The following is a 19,700-nucleotide window of genomic DNA, read 5'->3' on the forward strand; positions in this document are numbered from 1 at the left end:
GTCCGGAGCGAGACATGAAGGATCGTCAGTACCCCACCGGCCCTGCCCCCACGCAGGCCTACCTGTTTGCCACCTGCCTGGTCGACATGTTCGTGCCGCAGGCCGGCCTCGACGCCGTGCGGCTGCTTGAACGCGAAGGGCTCACCGTGCACTTCCCGCGCGGCCAGAGTTGCTGCGGCCAGCCCGCCTACAGCAGCGGCAACCCCGACGCGGCCCGTGCGGTGGCGCGCGCCCAACTCGACCTGTTCAGCCAGCCCTGGCCGGTGATCGTGCCATCGGGCTCGTGCGCGGGCATGATGCGCCACCACTGGCCGCAGCTCTTTGCCGACGATCCGGTGGCCGGCCCCAAGGCACTGGAACTGGCCGGACGCATCTATGAACTGGGCGAATTCCTGCTGCATGTGCTGAAGGTGGACTTTGGCGATGCCGCAGCGGCGGGCCAGCCGCAGGAGCGCATCGTGCTGCATACCTCGTGCGGCGCCCGTCGAGAAATGGGTACGCGCCAGCACGGCGTGGCCCTGGTCGACGCGCTGCCGGGCGTGACCCGCGTGGAGCATGAACGCGAATCAGAATGCTGCGGCTTCGGCGGCACCTTCTCGCTCAAGCATCCCGATATCTCCGGCGCCATGGTGCGCGACAAGGTGGCCTCGGCCTGCGCCACCGGCTGCGACCGGCTGGTCTCGGCCGACTGCGGCTGCCTGCTCAATATCGGCCATACCGCGGCACATGACCGCGCCCCGCTGCAGGTGGAGCACCTGGCCACCTTCCTGTGGCGCCGTAGCGGAGGTGCCGCATGAGCACGCCCGGCGCCCGCGAACGCATGCTCGGCCGGCTGCGCGCCGCCGCGCCTGCGCCTTCCCAAGGCACAGCGGAACTCGACCGCCGCATCGACGGCCATTTCGAGGCACGCCGCCACGGCACGCCAGCCGTTGGCGAACTGGTCGACGCGATGCAGGCGGCACTGCAAGGCCTGCATGCCGAGGTCTGGTGCGCCAGCGAAGCGGCCTGGCCGGCATTGCTGGCCACTGAGCTGGCCAATGCCGGCGTGAAGCGCCTGCTGCTTGATCCCGCCAGCACGGCCGGTGCCGCGCTGGCGGCCGCCTTGCCGGCCCATATCGAAGCCATCGGCTACGACCGCCCGATCGAAGCCTGGAAGGCGGAGCTGTTCGACACCATCGATGCCGGCTTCACCGTGTCGCGCTCCGGCATTGCCGCCACCGGCACGCTGGTGGTCGCGCCAGATGCGGGCTCGCCACGCACGGTGTCGCTGGTGCCGCCGCTGCATGTCGCGCTGGTGCGCGCCTCGACGCTGCACGCCGACCTGCATATGGCCGCGCGCACCGAGCGCTGGTCCGACGGCATGCCGACCAACCTGGTGCTGATCTCCGGCCCGTCCAAGACCTCCGACATCCAGCAGACGCTGGCCTACGGCGCGCATGGTCCGCGCCGGCTGTGGGTCGTGATCGAGACCGACACTGCGGAGGCCGGGCAATGAGCCAGCACACACTGAATTTTGTTCCGCCGCAGGACTTCAAGGCACGCGCCCGCGAAGCGCTGGACGATCCCAAGCTGCGCCAGAGCTTTCGCGGCGCGATGGACTTCCTGCAAGGCAAGCGCCTGGCGCAGTTCCCCGACGCGGATGAGCTGGAGCGCCTGCGCGACCTGGGCGAGGCGGTGCGCCAGCACGCGCTGGCCAACCTGCCGGACCTGCTGGTGCAGCTGGAGGCAAAGCTCACCGCCGCCGGGGTGCAGGTGCACTGGGCCGAGAACGCCGACGAAGCCAACGCGATCATCCACCGCATCGCGGCATCGAAGCAGGCGCAGCGCGTGATCAAGGGCAAGTCGATGGCCAGCGAGGAGATCGAGCTGAACCATTACCTGGCCGAGCGCGGGGTGGACTGTATCGAGTCGGACATGGGCGAGTACATCGTCCAGCTGGCCGGCGAAAAGCCCTCGCATATCGTGATGCCGGCGATCCACAAGACCAAGGGCGATATCGCGCAGCTGTTCCAGGCGCATATCCCCGACACGCCCTATACCGAGGATGTCGATGCGCTGATCCAGGCCGGCCGCCGTGCGCTGCGCCAAGCCTTTGTCGACGCGGATATCGGCTTGTCCGGCGTGAACTTCGCCGCCGCGGACACCGGCACGCTGTGGCTGGTGGAGAACGAAGGCAACGGCCGGCTTTCCACCACCGTGCCCGACGTGCATATCGCCATCATGGGCATGGAGAAGGTCGTGGCCCGGCTGGAACACATCGTGCCGCTGTCCACGCTGCTGACGCGCTCGGCCACCGGGCAGGCCATCACCACCTACTTCAACCTGATCTCCGGGCCGCGCCGCGCGGGCGAGCGCGACGGCCCGCGCGAGGTCCACCTGGTGCTGCTCGACAACGGCCGCACCCAGGCCTATGCCGACACGCAGCTGCGCGCGACGCTGCAATGCATCCGCTGCGGCGCATGCATGAACCATTGCCCGGTCTACACGCGCATCGGTGGCCATGCCTATGGCACGACCTATCCCGGCCCCATCGGCAAGATCATCTCGCCGCACCTGCTGGGGCTGGATGCCACCGCCGACCTGGCCACCGCGTCGAGCCTGTGCGGCGCCTGCGGCGAAGTGTGCCCGGTGCGCATCCCGATCCCGCAATTGCTGGTGCGCCTGCGCACCGAGGCCAACCGCGATCCGGAAGAGCAGGTCGCCAACCCGCTGCGCGGCCAGGGCGCCAAGTACAGCCGCGGCGAGCACCTGGTGTGGCGCTTCTGGAGCGGCGCGTATTCGCACCCGGCAACGTACCGGCTGTTCCGCTGGGCCGCCACGCGGCTGCGCGCGCTGACGCCGTCGAAGCAGATGGGCTGGACGCAGCACCGCACGCCGCTGAAGCCGGCGGCGAAGAGCCTGGCGGATTTGCTGAAAGAGAAGGGGCAGCCGGAGTAGGAGCGCCGGCCAGCACCACAAACCTTCCCATACCGCCGGCGTGCTCCCTCTCCCGCAAGCGGGAGAGGGAGCGAACAAGCGGGAGTTTCAAGGCCCGCGATATTGCGATGCCCGCAGTCCTCACCAACAAGACAGAGATTTCCCGAAACACCACCAAAGCAGGAGACTAACCGTGCAACCCTGGACCCAAATCTATACACCGCTGGGCAGCCTGTGGCTGTCGTCGCTGGCGGCAGCCATTCCCATCCTGTTCTTCTTCATTGCGCTGGCCGTCTGGCGCATGAAGGGCCATGTCGCCGCGGCCGTGACGCTGCTATTGGCGCTGGCCGTGGCGATCTTCGCCTACGGCATGCCCGCGCAGCAGGCGCTGGCCTCGGCCGGCTTCGGCTTTGCCTATGGGCTGTGGCCGATCGCGTGGATCATCGTGACCGCGGTGTTCCTCTACAAGATCGTGGTCAAGACCGGCCAGTTCGACGTGATCCGCGCCTCGGTGCTGTCGATCACCGACGACCAGCGCCTGCAGATGCTGCTGATCGGCTTTGCCTTCGGCGCCTTCCTGGAAGGCGCGGCGGGCTTCGGCGCGCCGGTGGCGATCACCGCTGCGCTGCTGGTGGGCCTGGGCTTCAACCCGCTGTATGCGGCGGGCCTGTGCCTGATCGCCAATACCGCGCCGGTGGCATTCGGCGCGATGGGCATCCCCATCATCGTGGCCGGACAGGTGACGGGCATCGATCCTTTCCATATCGGCGCCATGGCCGGACGCCAGCTGCCGCTGCTGTCGCTGCTGGTGCCGTTCTGGCTGGTGTTCATGATGGACGGCGCCAAGGGCGTGCGCGAAACCTGGCCGGCGGCGCTGGTGTGCGGCGGCAGCTTTGCCGTGACGCAGTACTTCACCTCCAACCATATCGGGCCCGAGCTGCCGGACATCACCTCGGCGCTGGTCAGCCTGGTGTCGCTGGCCGCGTTCCTGAAGGTATGGCAACCGCGCAACGCGTCGCAGCGTGCCGGCAATGTCAGCGGCGGCACCGTCGCGCTGGCGGGCTTCGGCGGCGGTTTCGGCGGCGGTTTCGGCGGTGCGATGTCCAGCCGCAAGGCTTCGCCCTACACCCTGGCGCAGACGCTGCGCGCGTGGGCGCCGTTCGGCATCCTGACCGCGATCGTCACGGTGTGGAGCCTGCAGCCGTTCAAGGCGCTGTTTGCCGCCAATGGCGCGCTGGCGGGCACGGTGCTGAAGTTCAAGATCCCGGGCCTGGACCAGATGGTGATCAAGGCCGCGCCGATCGTGGCCACGCCCAAGGCCTATGACGCGGTGCTGAAGCTCGACCTGCTCTCCGCCGTCGGCACCGCCATCCTGCTGACCGCGCTGATCTCGGCGGTGCTGCTGCGCATGAAGCCGCGCACGCTGCTGGCCACCTTTGCCGAGACCCTGGTGGAACTGGCGCGCCCAGTGCTGTCGATCGGCCTGGTGCTGGCGTTCGCCTTTGTCGCCAACTACTCCGGCATGTCGTCGACACTGGCGCTGCTGCTGGCCGGCACCGGCGCGGCCTTCCCGTTCTTCTCGCCGTTCCTGGGCTGGCTGGGGGTGTTCCTGACCGGTTCGGACACTTCGTCCAATGCACTGTTCTGCGCGCTGCAGAACACCACGGCGCACCAGATCGGCGTGTCGGACACGCTGCTGGTCGCCGCCAACACCACCGGCGGCGTCACGGCCAAGATGATCTCGCCGCAATCGATCGCCGTGGCCTGCGCGGCGACCGGGCTGGTGGGCAAGGAGTCGGAGCTGTTCCGCTTCACGGTCAAGCACAGCCTACTGTTTGCCGTGATCATCGGCATCATGACGGTGGTGCAGGCTTACCTGTTGCCGGGGATGATCCCGGGGTGATGGGGTAGCAGGAATCAATGAAGAACGGCGGCCATATGGCCGCCTTTTCGTTTGCCGCGCGGCAACGTCGCGTCTAATCCAGGAACTCGTCCCCTTCGGTGAGCGGCGCATACCTGTACGTCGCCGGCGTCCGGCTCAGCTTGACCGGCGCACCCAGCCCTTGGTAGCCACCCTCCATCTCCACCACCATCTCGCAGTGCTGCGTATGCGGATGCTGCAAGGCATCAGCCACGGACAGCACCGGCGCGCAGGGCACGCCCGCGGCCACCAGCTCGTCGGCGAGCACCTTGCCATCGAACTCGCACAGCCTGGCTTCCAGTTCCGCCTTCAGCGCCACGCGATTCACCGAGCGCGCGCCCGCGGTGGCATAGCGCTCGTCATCGGCCAGCGCAGGCAGCCGCAGGTGCTCGCACAGGATGCGAAACTGCCGGTCGTTGCCCACCGCCAGGAAGATCGGGTCGGTGGCGGTCGCCACCGTGTCGTACGGGTAGATGTTGGGATGCGCATTGCCGGTGCGCTGCGGCGTCTTGCCGCTCATGAACCAGTTGGCCGCATGCGGATGCAGCAGCGACAGGCCGGAGTCATAGAGCGCGGCCTCGACGAACTGGCCGCGCCCGCTGCGCGCGCGCTCCTGCAGTGCCAGCAGCACGCCGATCACGGCGTTCAGGCCGGTCACCATGTCCACCACCGGCAAACCCACTCGCAGCGGATCGCCATCGGCCTCGCCGTTGATGCTCATGATGCCGGACATGGCCTGGATGGCGGCGTCGTAGCCGGGCAGGCCGCCCAGCGGGCCATCGGCGCCGAAGCCGGACACGCGGCAATGGACCAGCCGCGGGAAGCGCGCGGACAGCGTGTCGTAGCCCAGCCCCCACTTCTCCATGGTGCCGGTCTTGAAGTTCTCGACCAGCACGTCGGCCTCGGCCAGCAGCGCAAGCAGGACCTCACGATCGGCCTCGGCGGTCAGGTCCAGCCGCATCACGCGCTTGTTGCGGTTCAGGCCGAAGTAGTAAGAGGCCACGCCGTCCTTGAACGGCGGCCCCCAGGTGCGGGTGTCGTCGCCCTGCGGCGGTTCGATCTTGAGCACGTCGGCGCCGTGGTCGCCCAGGATCTGGCCGCAGTATGGGCCGCCCAGGATGCGCGACAGGTCGACCACGCGGATGCCGGCGAGCGCGCCGGGACTGGTTTGGGTCATGGCTGGTTTTCCTGTGCGGTTCAGTCGAGCTGGGCGCCGGACTTCTGCACCACGGCGCGCCACTTGCCGACCTCGGCCTTGACGAAGCCGCCAAGCTGCTCGGGCGTGGTCGACGGCGCGAACTCGAGGCCCTGCGCCTGCAGGGTCTTGCGCACCTCGGGCTGCTTGAGCGCATCGGCAAAGGCGCGGTTGAGCTTGCCGATCACTTCGGGCGGCGTGCCGGCGGGTGCGACCACGCCGAAGAACACCGATACATCGAAACCTGGCACGCCCTGCTCGGCCACGGTCGGCACGTCCGGCAGCGCCTGCGAGCGCGCCTTGGTGGTGACGCCCAGCGCGCGCACCTTGCCGCTCTTGATGAAGGGCATCGCGGTCAGCACGTCGGTGAAGGTCATGCTGACCTGCCCGCCCAGCAGGTCGTTCAGTGCGGGGCCGGTGCCCTTGTACGGGATGTGCTGGAAATCGGTGCCGGTGACGTTGTTGAACAGCACCCCGGCCAGGTGCGATGAGGCGCCGTTGCCGGACGAGGCATAGGTCAGCTTGCCCGGGTGCGCCTTGCCATAGGCGATCAGCTCCGTGACGTTCTTCGCCGGCACGGACGGGTTGACCACCAGCACATTGGGCAGCTGGCCGATCTGGATCACCGGCGCGAAGCTCTTGACCGGGTCGTAGTTGATCTTGCGGTACAGGCTGACGTTGATCGCCAGCGGCGCCGAAGTGCCGAACATCAGCGTGTAGCCGTCGGGCTCGGCGCGCGCCACCACCTCGGCGCCGATATTGCCGCCGGCGCCGGCGCGGTTTTCCACCACCACCGGCTGGCCCAGGCTGGTCTTGAGCGCGGCGGCAAGCGTGCGCGCCATGGCATCGGTGGGGCCGCCCGGCGGGTAGGTGACGACCATCATGATCGGCTTGGACGGAAAGTCCTTCTGCGCGAAGGCGGGGGCAATACAGAGCGAGCAGGCGGCGATGGCCGCTACGCGGTGCCAGAGTTTCATGGCGTTGTCTCCTGGGTATAGGACGTCTCCCGCTGGTGGCGGGATGGTGTTGCGGGGGGATTGGTGCCGGACGTGGATCCGGTCAGAACACGTTGACCTGGTCGACCGCGCCGGCGGCGCGCACGGTGCCGTCAGCCGGCGCGACGGTCTCGGCCAGCCACTCGGGCTCGGCCTGTGCGGCCAGCGGGTCCTGCGGCAGCACGCGGTGGCGCAACACCAGCTGCGCCAGCCGCATGCGGCGCACCGAGCCGATGCGCCCGGCCTCCCAGGCCATCGCCACCGCGCTGGTGACGTGGTACAGCGCCGAGGCCGCCTGGCGCGCCAGCAGTTCGCCGTCGGCGCCGGCATCAGCGGCTTGCGCGGCCAGCTTCGCAGCGGCGGCGATGGCGCCTTCGAACACGGCACGCGCCGCCGCATGCATCGGCGTATCGGCCAGCAGGCCGGCCAGGTGTGCCTGCAGTACCGGCAGCGCGCCTTCACGGCGGACCGCGCGCAGCACGTCAAGCGCGACGATATTGCTGGTGCCTTCCCAGATCGAGCCGAGATGGGCATCGCGCACCAGGCGCGGATCGCTCCATTCCTCGATATAGCCGCAGCCGCCGCGGATCTCCATGGCGTCGCCGGTGACCTTGCGCGCGTCGCGGCAGGCGCGGAACTTGATCAGCGGCGTCAGGATGCGCATCAGCGGGTAGGCGTCGGCTTCGCCGGCATCGGCGCGGCGCAGTGCTTCGGCGGTCTGGAACACCATGGTGCGCGCCTGCTCGGTGGGCAGGGTCAGCTTGAGCAGCTGGCGGCGCATCAGCGGCATGTCCTGCAGGCGCTTGCCGAACGCCTGGCGCTCGCGTGCAATGAACAGGCCCTCGGTCAGCGCGCGGCGCATCAGGCCGGCGGCGCGCACGCCGTTGGACAGGCGCGAGTTGTTGATCATGTCGGCCATCTGCACGAAGCCGCGGCCGGGTTCGCCGACCAGCCAGGCATGCGCACCTTCCAGCCGGATTTCGCCGCTGGCCATCGAGCGCGTGCCCAGCTTGTCCTTCAGGCGGATGATGCGGTAGTGGTTGTCGCTGCCGTCGGCCAGCTTGCGCGGCAGCAGGAACAGCGACACGCCCTTGTGGCCCGGCACGGCGATGCCGGCCTCATCCTCCACGCGCGCCAGCACCATCGCCAGCGCGGCGTCGGGGTTGGAGCAGAACCACTTGTCGCCCAGCAGGCGCCAGCCGCCCTCGGCCGAAGCGTCGCGCACCGCGCGGGTGGCGGTGGCGGCGACGTCGGAGCCGGCGCCCTGCTCGGTCATGAACATCGCGCCCTGGTACAGATCATCGAACACCTGGGTGGTCAGGTTGGGCAGGTAGCGCCCGACCAGCGCCGGGTCGCCGAACTTGCGCAGCGTGCGCGTCAGCGAATCGGTCATCGAAAGCGGGCAGCACAGGCCGAACTCGGCCTGCACAAACAGATATGTGAGTGCGTACTTAGCCGCAGGCGGCATGGGCTTGTCCCAGCCCAGCACGCCACTGCGGTGCGACGCCGCCGCCAGGCCGAATTCGGCAAAGGCCACGCGCTCCATCTCCACATAGGCCGGATGCTTGTCGATGCGCTGCGCGTCCACGCCCGCGCGGGTGCGGTAGCTGAGTTCGGGGGGATGGCGGTCGGCCACGCCGGCCAGTTCGTCGAGCACGCCGCCGGCCAGCGCACCCATGCGTTCCAGGTGCGGCAGCAGGTGCTTGAACAGGTCGGACGGCAGGTAGAGCGGCAGCAGCGCGCGCAGGTCCGGGTCGGCGGCAAACAGGCTGCCGCCCTGGCGGTCCGGTACCGGGTGGGCAGCGGCCGGTGCGGCGGATTGGGCTTGAAGTGTGGTGTCGCGCACGGCGCTGGACGGCATGGCTGGTCTCCTGGAATTGGCTGGTGCCGACTTGCGGCCCCTTTGGCCTCCATTATTGGAACCCCAAAGATTCGCGTCTAATTCTAAAATTGGCTTGATCAATATAATTTCTGTATCGCCATGGAATTCCGCCACCTGCGTTACTTCCTCGTGCTGGCCGAGGAACTGCACTTCGGCCGGGCCGCGCGCCGGCTTGCCATTTCCCAGCCGCCGCTGTCGCTCAATATCCAGCAGCTGGAGGCCTCGGTCGGGGCGCGGCTGTTCGACCGCGACAGCCGCGGCGTGCGGCTGACCGCGGCCGGGCGCGCCTTCCGCGAATCGGCCACGGCGCTGCTGGCGCAGGCCGAGGCGGCGCGGGTGCTGGCACGCGAGATCGAGGCGGGCGCGGTCGGGCGGCTGCGGGTGGGCTTTGTCGGCTCGATGCTGTATCGCGGGCTGCCGCAGACGCTGCGCGCGTTCCAGGCGGCCTATCCCGGCATCCAGGTGGCGCTGACCGAGCTCAACTCACAGGAGCAGATCGACGCGCTGCTGCATGACGAGCTCGACGCCGCCTTTATCCACAGCGGCCGCGTGCCGGACACGCTGCAGGCAACGCTGGTGCACAGCGAGCCCTTTGTCTGCTGCCTGCCGGCCGACCATGCGCTGGCCGCGCTGCCGGAGTTGCCGCTGGCGGCATTGCGCGGCGAGCCATTCGTGCTGTTCTCGCGCAAGGCGTCGCCGGACTACTACAGCCGCATCTTCGACATGTGCGCCGCGCAGGGCTTCTACCCGCAGATCCGGCATGAAGTCCGGCACTGGCTGTCGGTGGTGTCGCTGGTGTCGCAGGGGATGGGCGTGGCGGTGGTGCCGGCGGCGCTGGCGCGCTCCGGCATGGCCGGGGCCGCGTTCCGGCCACTGGCCGACGCGTCGGTGCGCTCGGAGGTCTACTGCGCGTGGAAGACGGCGCCGGACCATCCGGCGCGCGACCATTTCGTCGGCATGGTGCGGGAGATGACAGCCGCCGCCCAAGGCAGCCACAAAGAAAAAGCCACCGGTCCATAGACCGATGGCTTGTGAAGTACGCGTGGAACGGGGTGTTCAGCGTGCCTGAAGCTTAACCCTGGCCGCTTACGGCATCCAATAACGCAAATGCAGTAATTGACCGGCACTGCATGAAGCTGGTTGCATTCGGCTTCGCAAAGCCGAACTGCGCTGCATCGGGCTGAATTCATGCGCAGCCTTCTACACTTCTACCAGCCCCCTGCGGCACCGCTCGCGCGTGACGCTAGGCCCGGGAAACGTTGCCGAGGCAGCATGACCCGCCCCGCGCATCCCCAGCCCCCACACCCCGAACGGTTATCATTTGCTTCCTGCGGCGCAATGACGGCGGCAGCAGGCCGGCGTGCCCGCCCTTTGAGGGGGCAACGCCATGCCTCAATTACGATACAATGAAAACGATTTTCATTTACACACCCCGGCGTGGTCGCGCTGACCGCTTGGCGGCAGACCGCGCCACGGACTGGAAGCATGATGCGGTTGTCTGAACTTCCACGGCGCACGCCCGCCGTTGTGCAATCGGTGGACGACGCCACCCCGGGAGACCCGGTCGCGCGCCGCCTGCGCGAACTGGGCTTCGTCCCCGGTGAAGCCGTGCAGATCATCGCCTACGGCCCCTTCGGCATGGACCCGCTGGTGGCACAGGTAGGCTTCACCCGCTTTGCGCTGCGCCGCTCGGAAGCGGCACGCATCGGCGTAGAGGTCGCCAGCGCCTCGGTCACCAGCATCGCCCCCGCCACGCAGGGCGGCGACCAGACCGCCAAACCGTCCGCAAAACGGACTGCCTGAGCCTTCCCCCGGATTATGTCTGCAGCTCCTTCCACTTCTGCCCTGCGCATTGCGCTGGTCGGCAATCCCAATTGCGGCAAGACCGCACTGTTCAACCGCCTGACCGGCAGCCGCCAGAAGGTGGCCAACTATGCGGGCGTGACCGTCGAGCGCAAGGAAGGCTACTTCGTGTCGCCGGCCGGGCGCCAGGTGCGCATCCTGGACCTGCCGGGCGCCTACAGCCTGCACGCGGCCAGCCTCGATGAAGCCATCACGCGTGATGTCTGCCTGGGCAGGCGCGCCGGCGAGCAGCGCCCGGACCTGCTGGTGTCGGTGGTCGATGCGACCAACCTGCGCCTGCACCTGCGCTTCGTGCTGGAACTGCGCCGCCTGGGCCTGCCCATGGTGGTCGTGCTCAATATGAGCGACGCCGCAGCGCGGCGCGGCATCCAGATCGATCGCGACAAGCTGTCGGCCGCGCTGGGCGTGCCGGTGGTCAGCACCGTGGCGGTGAAGCACGACGGCGCCGCGACACTGGTCAGCCTGCTTGACGACACCCTGCCGCCGGCCCCGCCGGTCACGCCGGAACCCGCCAACGACATTGACGTGCATGCCGAGGTCAACCGCCTGCTGGCGGCCGCGGTCAGCATGCCGGCGCGCACCGCCGCGCTCGATGACCGCCTCGACCGCATCGTGCTGCATCCGGTGATCGGCCTGCTGCTGCTGGCGGTGCTGCTGTTCCTGATGTTCCAGGCGGTGTTCTCGTGGGCCGAGCCGTTGATGGACGGCATCGAGGGCGGCGTGCACTGGGCCGGCGAGATGCTGGGCGCCTACCTGCCCGACGGCATGCTCAAGAGCCTGCTGGTCGACGGCCTGGTCGCGGGCCTGGGCAGCGTGGTGGTGTTCCTGCCGCAGATCCTGATCCTGTTTCTGTTCATCCTGACGCTGGAGGAATCCGGCTACCTGCCGCGCGCGGCCTTCCTGCTGGACCGCCTGATGATGGGCGCGGGGCTGTCGGGGCGCTCGTTCATCCCGCTGCTGTCCAGCTTTGCCTGCGCCATCCCCGGCATCATGGCCACGCGCACCATCCAGGACCCGCGCGACCGGCTCACCACCATCCTGGTGGCGCCGCTGATGACCTGCTCGGCACGGCTGCCGGTGTATGCGCTGCTGATCGGCGCCTTCATCCCCGAGCGCACCGTGATGGGCCTGTTCAACCTGCAGGGGCTGGTGCTGTTCGCGCTGTACGTGGCGGGCATCGTCAGCGCGCTGGTGGTGGCCTACGCGCTCAAGTTCTTCCGCCGCGACCGCACCGACCATCCGCTGCTGATGGAGCTGCCGTCGTACCGCATCCCCAATCCGCGCGATGTGGCCATCGGCCTGTGGGAGCGTGCCCGCATCTTCCTGTCGCGGGTGGGCAAGGTGATCCTGGCGCTGACGGTGCTGCTGTGGTTCCTGTCGTCCTTCCCGTCCGCGCCCGTGGGCGCGACCGCGCCGGCCATCGACTACAGCTTTGCCGGCATGATCGGCCATGCGCTGCAGAAGGTGTTCGCACCGGTGGGCTTCAACTGGCAGATCTGCATTGCGCTGGTGCCGGGCCTGGCTGCGCGCGAGGTGGCCGTGGGCGCGCTGGCAACCGTCTATGCGCTGTCGGGCAGCGAAGAGACCGTGGCCACGCAGCTGGCGCCGATGATCGCCGCGCAATGGTCGCTGGCCACCGCGCTGTCGCTGCTGGCCTGGTACGTGTTCGCACCGCAGTGCATCTCCACGCTGGCAGTGATCCGGCGCGAGACCGACTCGTGGAAGGTGATGGCGCTGTCGGCGGCCTACCTGACCGGGCTGGCCTACCTGGCGGCCTTCGTGACCTACCGCGTCGCGCTGATGTTCAGCTGAGGCACCGCGCCGCCATGACCCTCTACCACGCCATCGAAACGCTGCTGGTCCCGCTGATCGTGCTGGCATGCGCGGTGTCGGTGATCGCGCGCTACGCGCCGCGCACGCGCGAGCGCGTCAAGGCGGCGCTGGCCGCGCGCCTGGGCGGCGGCGCCGCCACCGGCTGGCGTGCCCGGCTGGTGCGCTGGCTGGCCCCGCAAGCCGCCGCGGGCTGCGCCAGCGGCTGCGACGACGGCGGCTGCAATACCTGCGGATCCAACACCGCCGGCACCACCTCCGGCACGCAGGACAAGCCTGCCGAACAGGTGATCCGCTTCGTGCGCAAGCGCTAAACGGCGCGCTTTCCTCCTCTACAAATCCACGCAGAAACGGGTACGCCCGCTGCTTCCGCCCGGCGCGGAGGCAGCGCTTTGCGCTCGCCTGCGAGCTGTCCTGCGGCGATAAAACATGCCTGAAAGGGCTGGCATTTTTGCACGCAGAAACGGGTACGCTTTGCGTACTGGGCTTGCCTGGTGCGCATATAGGGGACGTCCCGCAAAGGCAGGCTCAGCCTTGTCCCGACGCCTTTGCTGGCCTGCCCCGGCAGCACCTGAAACGCTTGGCGCCGGTCACGCAGAAACGGGTACGCTTTGCCGGCATCCCTCCCGACGGCCGCTTGTTCTCCCGCTTGCGGGAGAGGGGGAGCAAACCGGCAGCCTGCAATTTCCGCCAAAGCGAAACGCCCTCCGGATGGAGGGCGTTTCGCCAGGCGCGGGAACCTGCTGCTTACTTGACCGTACCGTAGAAGACCAGCTTCAGCGGCGTATTGTCGGCGACGGCATTACAGGTCACGGTAAGAGTGAAGTCGCCCTGCGCTGTGCCCGTGACGTTCTTCTGATGATCCGCGACGCCAGGCGACAACTCCACCGGGCCGGTGCTGGTCCACGCCCAGTTGATGCACGCGGTGTACTGCGCATCGTCGCCAAGGTGCTTCATGCGCGCGGTCACCGGGATACTCATCGGCGGCATCAGCAGCAGCGTCATCGGATCCTGGTTGTCGCCAACCAGCGCCCAGACCGGGTTCTCGGTCACCGTCAGCGTGGCGCTGCGGCGTTCGCCCAGCCTGGTGCTGACAGCCGTCACCGTCAGGCTGCTCTGGACCGGACCCTTGTCGTTGGCGAGGCTGGTGCTGACCGTGGCGTCATGCGTACCCGCCGCTTCCGATGCGGACAGCGTGTCCGAGGTCGCCGTGTAGGTCCAGGCGCCGTCGAACTCCGCGGTCACGTCCTGGCCGTCGTGGCGCAGCACACGCGAGCTGAAGGTTTCCGGACGGTTGCTGAAGACCTGCAGCGCATTCACCTCGCGGCCGCCCTTGGTCGTCACCACGCGATAGGCGGCGGCGCCGTTCTTCTGCACTGTCACCACGATCAACCCGGCAATGGCATGCCCGTCCGGTGCGGTCACCGATACCGAGACACTGGCCGTGGCCACGGCGGTGGGTGAGCTGTTGCTCGCCTTCAGCGTGGCGCTGTTCTGGCTGGCCGTGACCTGGACCGCGGAGCCGCTGCTGGACCATGCCCAGCTGTTGACGCTGGCAGATACATCGGCGCCGTTGCTATCGACCAGCGATACCTTGACCGGCAGCTCCTGCCCGTCGCTCATCGACAGGCTGCTGTTCGGGATCGACAGGCTGTAGCTCAGCGCCGAGGCCGGCACCACGGTGATGGTGGCGGATTGCGCGGGCAGCTGCACCGTGGTGTTGTCGGCGCCCTTGACGCTCGCCACCACCTGGACAGTGGTCGTCCCGGTTGCAATACCCTTGACCACGGCGCTGGCCGGCGTGGTGGCACTCGGCTCCACGGTGGCAATGCCGCTGTCGGCACTGGTCCAGTTGAAGGTGGTGTTGCCGGACACGTCGATGCCGTTGCTGTCTACCGCCAGCGCGCTGATGGTGATCGTGCGGCCGACGCCGACCTCGCCGGAGGTCAAGCTCATCTTCACCGTATAGGTCAGCGGTGTGGAGCCGCCCGCGTTTGGCGTGGTGGGCGTGCTCGAACCGCCGCCGCCACCGCCGCACGCTGCCAACAGCAAGGTCATGGCAGAGCCTGCCAGCCAGGATGCCCACGTTCTCAGTCTCATGATGTTCCCCCCAGTCATGTGTTTTTTCCCGCGCTACCAGCCTAGGCACAAAGGTGCCAGCGCAATACCGGCCAGAGGACTGAGGTGCGGCGCACAGAACATGCGCGTGGTTCATCCTTTCAATGCAGCGGCACCGCCATTCGGGCGAGGCAAACATGACCGGCAGGGTCCCGGCCGCAAGCCGGCCCCAGCCGTTTGGCGCAACCCGCGCATGGCAGTCCCCCGATCGGGCCACGCCCGCACCCGGCGCTCTCCCGCGCTTGACCGGGGCCGGCCTTGTCGACTAACCTTTGCGGGTCATCCGGCTCCTGCCGGATGCGCATCAACCACGAGCGGCCCCCGGCCCTCCTCCTCCAGGCACGATGAACCGTTACACCAGCACACTCAGCCAGGCTGCCGATGCGTCCCGCATCGCTGCCCGCGCGCGCGTGCTGGCTGCCCTGGCATCGGGCCGCGCCCTGCGCGCTTCCTCGCTACTGCTAAGCCTATCGACCGGTTGCCGGGCCTAGTGCCCCGTGGCAGTTCGGCAGCCTTTCGCCACCGTTTTTTCCGTTTTTCCTTTACTTCCCTTAGCGAGGAAGGAGACCCCGTATGCTCAGCAATCCCGCCACCAAGTACCAGCCCGCCACCACCGTCGACATCCCTGACCGCACCTGGCCCGCCCGCACCATCACGCGCGCACCGCGCTGGATGAGCACCGACCTGCGCGACGGCAACCAGGCCCTGATCGAGCCGATGAACCCGGCGCGCAAGCTGCGCTTCTTCGAGCAGCTGGTGAAAATCGGCCTGAAGGAAATTGAAGTGGCGTTCCCCGCCGCCTCGCAGACCGATTTCGACTTCGTGCGCATGCTGATCGAGCAGCAGCGCATCCCCGAAGACGTCAACATCGTGGTGCTGACGCAATCGCGCGAAGACCTGATCCGCCGCACCGTCGAGTCCGTGCGCGGCGCAGCGCGGGCCACGGTGCACCTGTACAACCCGATCGCGCCGGCCTGGCGGCGCATCGTCTTCAATGCCTCGCGTGAAGAGATCAAGGAGGTCGCGGTCTCGGGCACGCGCCTGATCAGGTCGCTGACCGGTGCCATGCCTGGCACGGCATGGACCTATGAGTACTCGCCCGAGACTTTCAGCCTGGCCGAGCTCGACTTCTCGCTGGAAGTCAGCAACGCCGTCTCTGCCGCCTGGCAGGCCGGCCCGGACCGGCCGATGATCCTGAACCTGCCGACCACGGTCGAATGCAGCACGCCCAACGTGTTCGCCGACCAGGTCGAATGGATGCACCGCCGCCTGGAACGGCGCGAACACATCGCGCTGTCAGTGCACCCGCACAACGACCGCGGCACCGCGGTGGCCGCCGCGGAGCTGGCGCTGATGGCGGGCGCGGACCGCGTCGAAGGCTGCCTGTTCGGCAACGGCGAGCGCACCGGCAATGTCGACCTGGTGACGCTGGCGCTCAACCTCTATACGCAGGGCGTGGCACCCGGGTTGGACTTCTCCGATATCGACGCAGTGCGCCAGTGCGTTGAGCACTGCAACCAGCTGCCGGTGCATCCGCGCCACCCGTATGTGGGCGACCTGGTGTTCACCGCGTTCTCGGGCTCGCACCAGGATGCGATCCGCAAGGGCTTTGCACAGCAGCAGCCGGACGGCATCTGGGAAGTGCCCTACCTGCCGATCGACCCGGCCGACCTGGGCCGCAGCTATGACGCGGTGATCCGCGTCAACAGCCAGTCCGGCAAGGGCGGCATGGCCTACCTGCTGGAGCAGGTGCATGGCATCTACATGCCGCGCCGCCTGCAGATCGAATTCAGCCGCGCGGTGCAGGCCATGACCGACGACACCGGGCTCGAGGCGAGTGCCGAGGATCTTTATGGTTTGTTCCAGCGCAAGTACCTCGCGCAGCAGACACCGCTGCGCTATGTATCGCACCAGCTGGTATCTGACAGCGGCGGCGCCACGGAGATCGAAGTGCAGATGGTGCGCGACGGCAAGCCGTGCAGCGTGCGCGGCACCGGCAACGGGCCCATCGATGCCTTCGTCAATGCGCTGGACTTGCCGGTGCGCGTGATGGATTACCACGAGCATGCGATGACCGCCGGCGCGGATGCGCGCGCGGCCTGCTATGTGGAAGTGCGCGTGGGCGATTCGCCGACAGGGTTCGGCGCCGGCATCGACGCCAACCTGGTCACGGCGTCGCTGCGCGCGGTGATCTCGGGCGTGAACCGGCACCTGCAGGCCGGCTTTGGCGCGGCGCAGGCCCCGCAGTCCGCCGAGGCCGCCGAGGCCTGACACCGCAAGCCGCCGCAAGAAAACCGGTGTGCCCCGCCCCCACGGGGCACACCCGGAAAGACGCCCTTGCGGACGCCCACGACATGCTCGGTGCCGATCCGCACACGCTGCATGCGTGCTCGGATCTTTCGCACAGCGTAAGGGGCAGCATCGCACCGCGCCACGAATAATTCCGCATGTGTTTAGAAGCGCCGGCGCAACTGGCACCGCGGCGCCTTCCTCGCTGTAGCGCCTGCGCCACGCGCGCCGGCCCCGTTCCCTGCTACTTGTTTTGGGTCAAAGCCCAGCCCGACCTGCTCGGCCAAACTGGGTCCGGATTTGATACCAGACCAAGCAGAACCTCATGAAAACACTCTCTCTTCGCACCCGGGTCACCTGTTCCGCCATCGCCGCCTGCGCCATGCTGGGCGCCTTCGCCACCCCTGCCGCCGCCGCGGACGATGCGCAGGGCAACTGGATGGTGCGCCTGCGCGGCACCTATCTCGACATGGCCAACAGCTCCGACCCTGTCGGCGGCGTCGGCCCCTCGGACCGCATCACGGTCAACAACAAGTGGATTCCCGAGTTCGACGTCACCTACTTCTTCACGCCGAACATCGCCGCCGAACTGGTCCTGACCGTGCCGCAGAAGCAGAACGTCTACCTGGACGGCAACAAGGTCGGCACCTTCAAGCATCTGCCGCCGACGCTGCTGGTGCAGTACCACTTCATCCCCAACGGCACCTTCCGCCCGTATGTCGGCGCGGGCCTGAACTTCACCCGCATCTGGGGCGAGAACATTGCCAACAACGCGCTGCAGCTCGATAGCTGGAGCGTGGGCCCGGCCCTGCAGATCGGCATGGACTACAAGCTGACCAAGAACTGGTTCCTCAACGCCGACATCAAGAAGATCTGGCTGTCGAGCGATGTGAAGGCCGGCGATGTCAAGGTGTCCAAGGTGAACCTGGATCCGTGGCTGTTCAGCATGGGGGTGGGGTATCGCTTCTGATCCTGCAGTGCCATGCAAAAGGCCGGCGCCAATCAGGCGCCGGCCTTCTGCTTTTCCGGATGAGCGCGGGTGCCGACCTACCGGAACGCCGGCTCATCAAAGCTGCGCAGCTTGCGCGAATGCAGCTGCTCGACTCCGTTCTCACGCAGGATGCGGATCGCCTCCAGCCCGATGGTCATATGCTGGCTGACACGCTGGCGATAGAAGGCGTTGGCCATGCCGCGCAGCTTGAGCTCGCCATGCAGCGGCTTGTCCGACACGCACAGCAACGTGCCATAGGGCACGCGCAGCCGGAAGCCGTTGGCCGCCACCGCCGCGCTTTCCATATCGATGGCAATCGCGCGCGACTGGTTGAAGCGCGCATACAGCGACTTGGACTTCAGCTCCCAGTTGCGGTCATCGGTCGAGACCACCGTGCCGGTGCGCATGCGGGTCTTCATCTCGTTGCCGGACAGCCCGGTCACGCGCGCAACGGCCTCCTGCAGGGCCACCTGGATCTCGGCGATTGGCGGCACCGGCACCCACGGCGGCAGGTCGTGGTCGAGCACGTGGTCGTCGCGCACATAGGCGTGCGCCAGCACGTAGTCGCCGAGCTGCTGCGAGCGGCGCAGGCCGCCGCAGTGGCCCACCATCAGCCAGCAATGCGGGCGCAGCACGGCCAGGTGGTCGGTCATGGTCTTGGCGTTGGACGGTCCCACGCCGATATTGACCAGCGTCACCCCCAGCTTGTCTTCGCGCACCAGGTGATAGGCCGGCATCTGCGGCAGCGCGCGCGGGCGCGAGGCGTCGTCGGGTTCCGCGCCGCCCAGTTCCTGCATCACGTCGCCGGGTTCGACAAAGCGGGTGTAGCCGCCGCCGTCGCTGCTGGCCATCAGGCCCCGGCCCAGCTCGACAAACTCGTCGACATAGCGCTGGTAGTTGGTGAACAGCACGAAGCGCTGGAAATGCTGCGGTGCCGTGCCGGTGTAGTGGTACAGCCGCTGCAGGGCCAGGTCCACGCGCTCGGCCGGGAACAGCGACAGCGGCCAGGCCTCGCCCGGGATCGGCTCATAGGTGCCGTTGGCGATGCCGTCGTCGATGCGGCTCAGCTCGGGCAGCACGAACGATGCCTCCAGCTCGCGCGCCTGGGTGTAGCTGATGTCGGTGGTCGAAGCCTCGATCACGAACGGCAGCGGGATCGGGCGCCGGCTCAGCCCCACCACCACCGGCACGCGGTGATAGCGCATCAGCCGCTCGATCTGGTCGCGGTAGTAGTCCGCCAGCAGGTCGGGGCGGGTCACGGTGGTGCCATAAACGCCCGGGTAGGCCACCGTGCCCCAGGACGGCCGGCTGTCGGTGACCATGGTCTCGATGTTGACCGAGATGCCCAGGTACGGATAGCACGCATGCGCGGCCGAGGGCAGCGGCTTGCCGCTGGCGAAGGCATCGAAGCGCGCGCGCACGGCGCCGACAGAAGCTTCGTAGATGTCGCGGATGCGCGCGATCGCCGCATCCGCGTCGGTGAACTCGGCAAGCTGGTCGGCCGGATGTGCGGAGGAAAAGACGGGGGCGTTCATGGAGGCCATGATACCGCGCCGGCGCGCCGGCGTGAGCAGCACCCGACCCCGCCGGAAGCCAAATTGACGCGCCCGCGCCCGCTCGCTACACTCCGCCAATTGCGCGGCACGGGTTCCCGTGCCGTTCTCGACTCGCGGCGCCCCTGGTGGCAAGGGGCGGCGAGG

The 19,700-nt window shown here is 68.0% G+C and carries 15 protein-coding genes; 10 read left to right on the top strand and 5 right to left on the bottom strand.

Features of this window, described 5'->3' with window-relative positions; all coding sequences use genetic code 11:
* Positions 1–14 precede the first annotated feature (14 nt).
* From AC3WLF_RS05850 to AC3WLF_RS05865, 4 genes are all read left to right on the top strand, one after another.
* Positions 15–797: a (Fe-S)-binding protein gene (locus AC3WLF_RS05850; RefSeq protein WP_492319323.1), complete on the top strand. Its 783-nt coding sequence runs from the start codon at positions 15–17 to the stop codon at positions 795–797.
* On the top strand, positions 794–1,495 hold the full coding sequence (locus tag AC3WLF_RS05855) for a LutC/YkgG family protein (RefSeq protein ID WP_492319324.1): 702 nt from the start codon (positions 794–796) through the stop codon (positions 1,493–1,495). Before AC3WLF_RS05850 ends, AC3WLF_RS05855 begins: the two co-directional genes overlap by 4 nt.
* A complete protein-coding gene (locus AC3WLF_RS05860) occupies positions 1,492–2,937 on the top strand; it encodes a LutB/LldF family L-lactate oxidation iron-sulfur protein (RefSeq protein ID WP_492353280.1) in 1,446 nt (481 codons plus the stop codon). Before AC3WLF_RS05855 ends, AC3WLF_RS05860 begins: the two co-directional genes overlap by 4 nt.
* Before the next feature lie 172 nt (positions 2,938–3,109).
* Positions 3,110–4,819, top strand: a complete 1,710-nt coding sequence (locus tag AC3WLF_RS05865; protein WP_492319325.1) for a lactate permease LctP family transporter — start codon at positions 3,110–3,112, stop codon at positions 4,817–4,819.
* 73 nt (positions 4,820–4,892) lie between these two features.
* Here AC3WLF_RS05865 and AC3WLF_RS05870 read toward each other — a convergent pair whose 3' ends face one another.
* The 3 genes from AC3WLF_RS05870 to AC3WLF_RS05880 all read right to left on the bottom strand — a co-directional run bounded on the left by AC3WLF_RS05870 (position 4,893) and on the right by AC3WLF_RS05880 (position 8,888).
* The gene (locus AC3WLF_RS05870; protein ID WP_492319326.1) at positions 4,893–6,014 is read right to left on the bottom strand and encodes a CaiB/BaiF CoA transferase family protein; all 1,122 of its coding nucleotides are present in this window, start codon (positions 6,012–6,014) and stop codon (positions 4,893–4,895) included.
* A gap of 20 nt (positions 6,015–6,034) precedes the next feature.
* Positions 6,035–7,009, bottom strand: coding sequence for a Bug family tripartite tricarboxylate transporter substrate binding protein (locus tag AC3WLF_RS05875; protein WP_013951795.1), 975 nt, complete (start codon positions 7,007–7,009; stop codon positions 6,035–6,037).
* Between the two features lie 82 nt (positions 7,010–7,091).
* Positions 7,092–8,888 (bottom strand): acyl-CoA dehydrogenase family protein, encoded by a 1,797-nt coding sequence (locus AC3WLF_RS05880; protein ID WP_492319327.1) that lies wholly within the window; start codon positions 8,886–8,888, stop codon positions 7,092–7,094.
* A 120-nt stretch (positions 8,889–9,008) separates the two neighbouring features.
* On the opposite strand from AC3WLF_RS05880, the gene AC3WLF_RS05885 reads away from it, so the two are divergent.
* From AC3WLF_RS05885 to AC3WLF_RS05900, 4 genes are all read left to right on the top strand, one after another.
* A complete protein-coding gene (locus AC3WLF_RS05885; RefSeq protein WP_492357944.1) occupies positions 9,009–9,929 on the top strand; it encodes a LysR family transcriptional regulator in 921 nt (306 codons plus the stop codon).
* A gap of 468 nt (positions 9,930–10,397) precedes the next feature.
* Positions 10,398–10,712, top strand: a complete 315-nt coding sequence (locus AC3WLF_RS05890; protein WP_035820831.1) for a FeoA family protein — start codon at positions 10,398–10,400, stop codon at positions 10,710–10,712.
* A gap of 15 nt (positions 10,713–10,727) precedes the next feature.
* On the top strand, positions 10,728–12,584 hold the full coding sequence (gene feoB, locus AC3WLF_RS05895) for a ferrous iron transport protein B (RefSeq protein ID WP_492319329.1): 1,857 nt from the start codon (positions 10,728–10,730) through the stop codon (positions 12,582–12,584).
* A gap of 14 nt (positions 12,585–12,598) precedes the next feature.
* A complete protein-coding gene (locus tag AC3WLF_RS05900) occupies positions 12,599–12,916 on the top strand; it encodes a DUF6587 family protein (protein WP_492319330.1) in 318 nt (105 codons plus the stop codon).
* A gap of 433 nt (positions 12,917–13,349) precedes the next feature.
* On the opposite strand, the gene AC3WLF_RS05905 is transcribed toward AC3WLF_RS05900, so the two are convergent.
* Positions 13,350–14,660, bottom strand: a complete 1,311-nt coding sequence (locus AC3WLF_RS05905; RefSeq protein ID WP_492357945.1) for a hypothetical protein — start codon at positions 14,658–14,660, stop codon at positions 13,350–13,352.
* A 633-nt stretch (positions 14,661–15,293) separates the two neighbouring features.
* Between AC3WLF_RS05905 and leuA the strand changes: the two genes are divergently transcribed.
* Positions 15,294–16,991, top strand: coding sequence for a 2-isopropylmalate synthase (gene leuA, locus AC3WLF_RS05910; RefSeq protein WP_492357946.1), 1,698 nt, complete (start codon positions 15,294–15,296; stop codon positions 16,989–16,991).
* 343 nt (positions 16,992–17,334) lie between these two features.
* Complete coding sequence (locus tag AC3WLF_RS05915; protein ID WP_492352398.1) at positions 17,335–17,979, top strand: OmpW/AlkL family protein; 645 nt, start codon at positions 17,335–17,337, stop codon at positions 17,977–17,979.
* A gap of 77 nt (positions 17,980–18,056) precedes the next feature.
* Here the strand turns inward: AC3WLF_RS05915 and AC3WLF_RS05920 are convergent, their stop codons facing one another.
* Positions 18,057–19,544 carry an AMP nucleosidase gene (locus AC3WLF_RS05920; RefSeq protein ID WP_011616336.1) on the bottom strand — a complete coding sequence of 496 codons (1,488 nt, stop codon included), beginning with the start codon at positions 19,542–19,544 and terminating at the stop codon, positions 18,057–18,059.
* Positions 19,545–19,700 lie beyond the last annotated feature (156 nt).

The organism is Cupriavidus sp. FW306-01-F10A, assembly GCF_058782785.1.

What these genes read in the sequence shown, in the direction of transcription:
- AC3WLF_RS05850 (WP_492319323.1), top strand. Translation starts at nt 15, where the DNA reads ATGAAGGATCGTCAGTACCCCACCGGCCCTGCCCCCACGCAGGCCTAC.
- AC3WLF_RS05855 (WP_492319324.1), top strand. Translation starts at nt 794, where the DNA reads ATGAGCACGCCCGGCGCCCGCGAACGCATGCTCGGCCGGCTGCGCGCC.
- AC3WLF_RS05860 (WP_492353280.1), top strand. Translation starts at nt 1,492, where the DNA reads ATGAGCCAGCACACACTGAATTTTGTTCCGCCGCAGGACTTCAAGGCA.
- AC3WLF_RS05870 (WP_492319326.1), bottom strand. Translation starts at nt 6,014, where the DNA reads ATGACCCAAACCAGTCCCGGCGCGCTCGCCGGCATCCGCGTGGTCGAC.
- AC3WLF_RS05875 (WP_013951795.1), bottom strand. Translation starts at nt 7,009, where the DNA reads ATGAAACTCTGGCACCGCGTAGCGGCCATCGCCGCCTGCTCGCTCTGT.
- AC3WLF_RS05880 (WP_492319327.1), bottom strand. Translation starts at nt 8,888, where the DNA reads ATGCCGTCCAGCGCCGTGCGCGACACCACACTTCAAGCCCAATCCGCC.
- AC3WLF_RS05885 (WP_492357944.1), top strand. Translation starts at nt 9,009, where the DNA reads ATGGAATTCCGCCACCTGCGTTACTTCCTCGTGCTGGCCGAGGAACTG.
- AC3WLF_RS05890 (WP_035820831.1), top strand. Translation starts at nt 10,398, where the DNA reads ATGCGGTTGTCTGAACTTCCACGGCGCACGCCCGCCGTTGTGCAATCG.
- feoB (WP_492319329.1), top strand. Translation starts at nt 10,728, where the DNA reads ATGTCTGCAGCTCCTTCCACTTCTGCCCTGCGCATTGCGCTGGTCGGC.
- AC3WLF_RS05900 (WP_492319330.1), top strand. Translation starts at nt 12,599, where the DNA reads ATGACCCTCTACCACGCCATCGAAACGCTGCTGGTCCCGCTGATCGTG.
- AC3WLF_RS05905 (WP_492357945.1), bottom strand. Translation starts at nt 14,660, where the DNA reads ATGACCTTGCTGTTGGCAGCGTGCGGCGGTGGCGGCGGCGGTTCGAGC.
- leuA (WP_492357946.1), top strand. Translation starts at nt 15,294, where the DNA reads ATGCTCAGCAATCCCGCCACCAAGTACCAGCCCGCCACCACCGTCGAC.
- AC3WLF_RS05915 (WP_492352398.1), top strand. Translation starts at nt 17,335, where the DNA reads ATGAAAACACTCTCTCTTCGCACCCGGGTCACCTGTTCCGCCATCGCC.
- AC3WLF_RS05920 (WP_011616336.1), bottom strand. Translation starts at nt 19,544, where the DNA reads ATGGCCTCCATGAACGCCCCCGTCTTTTCCTCCGCACATCCGGCCGAC.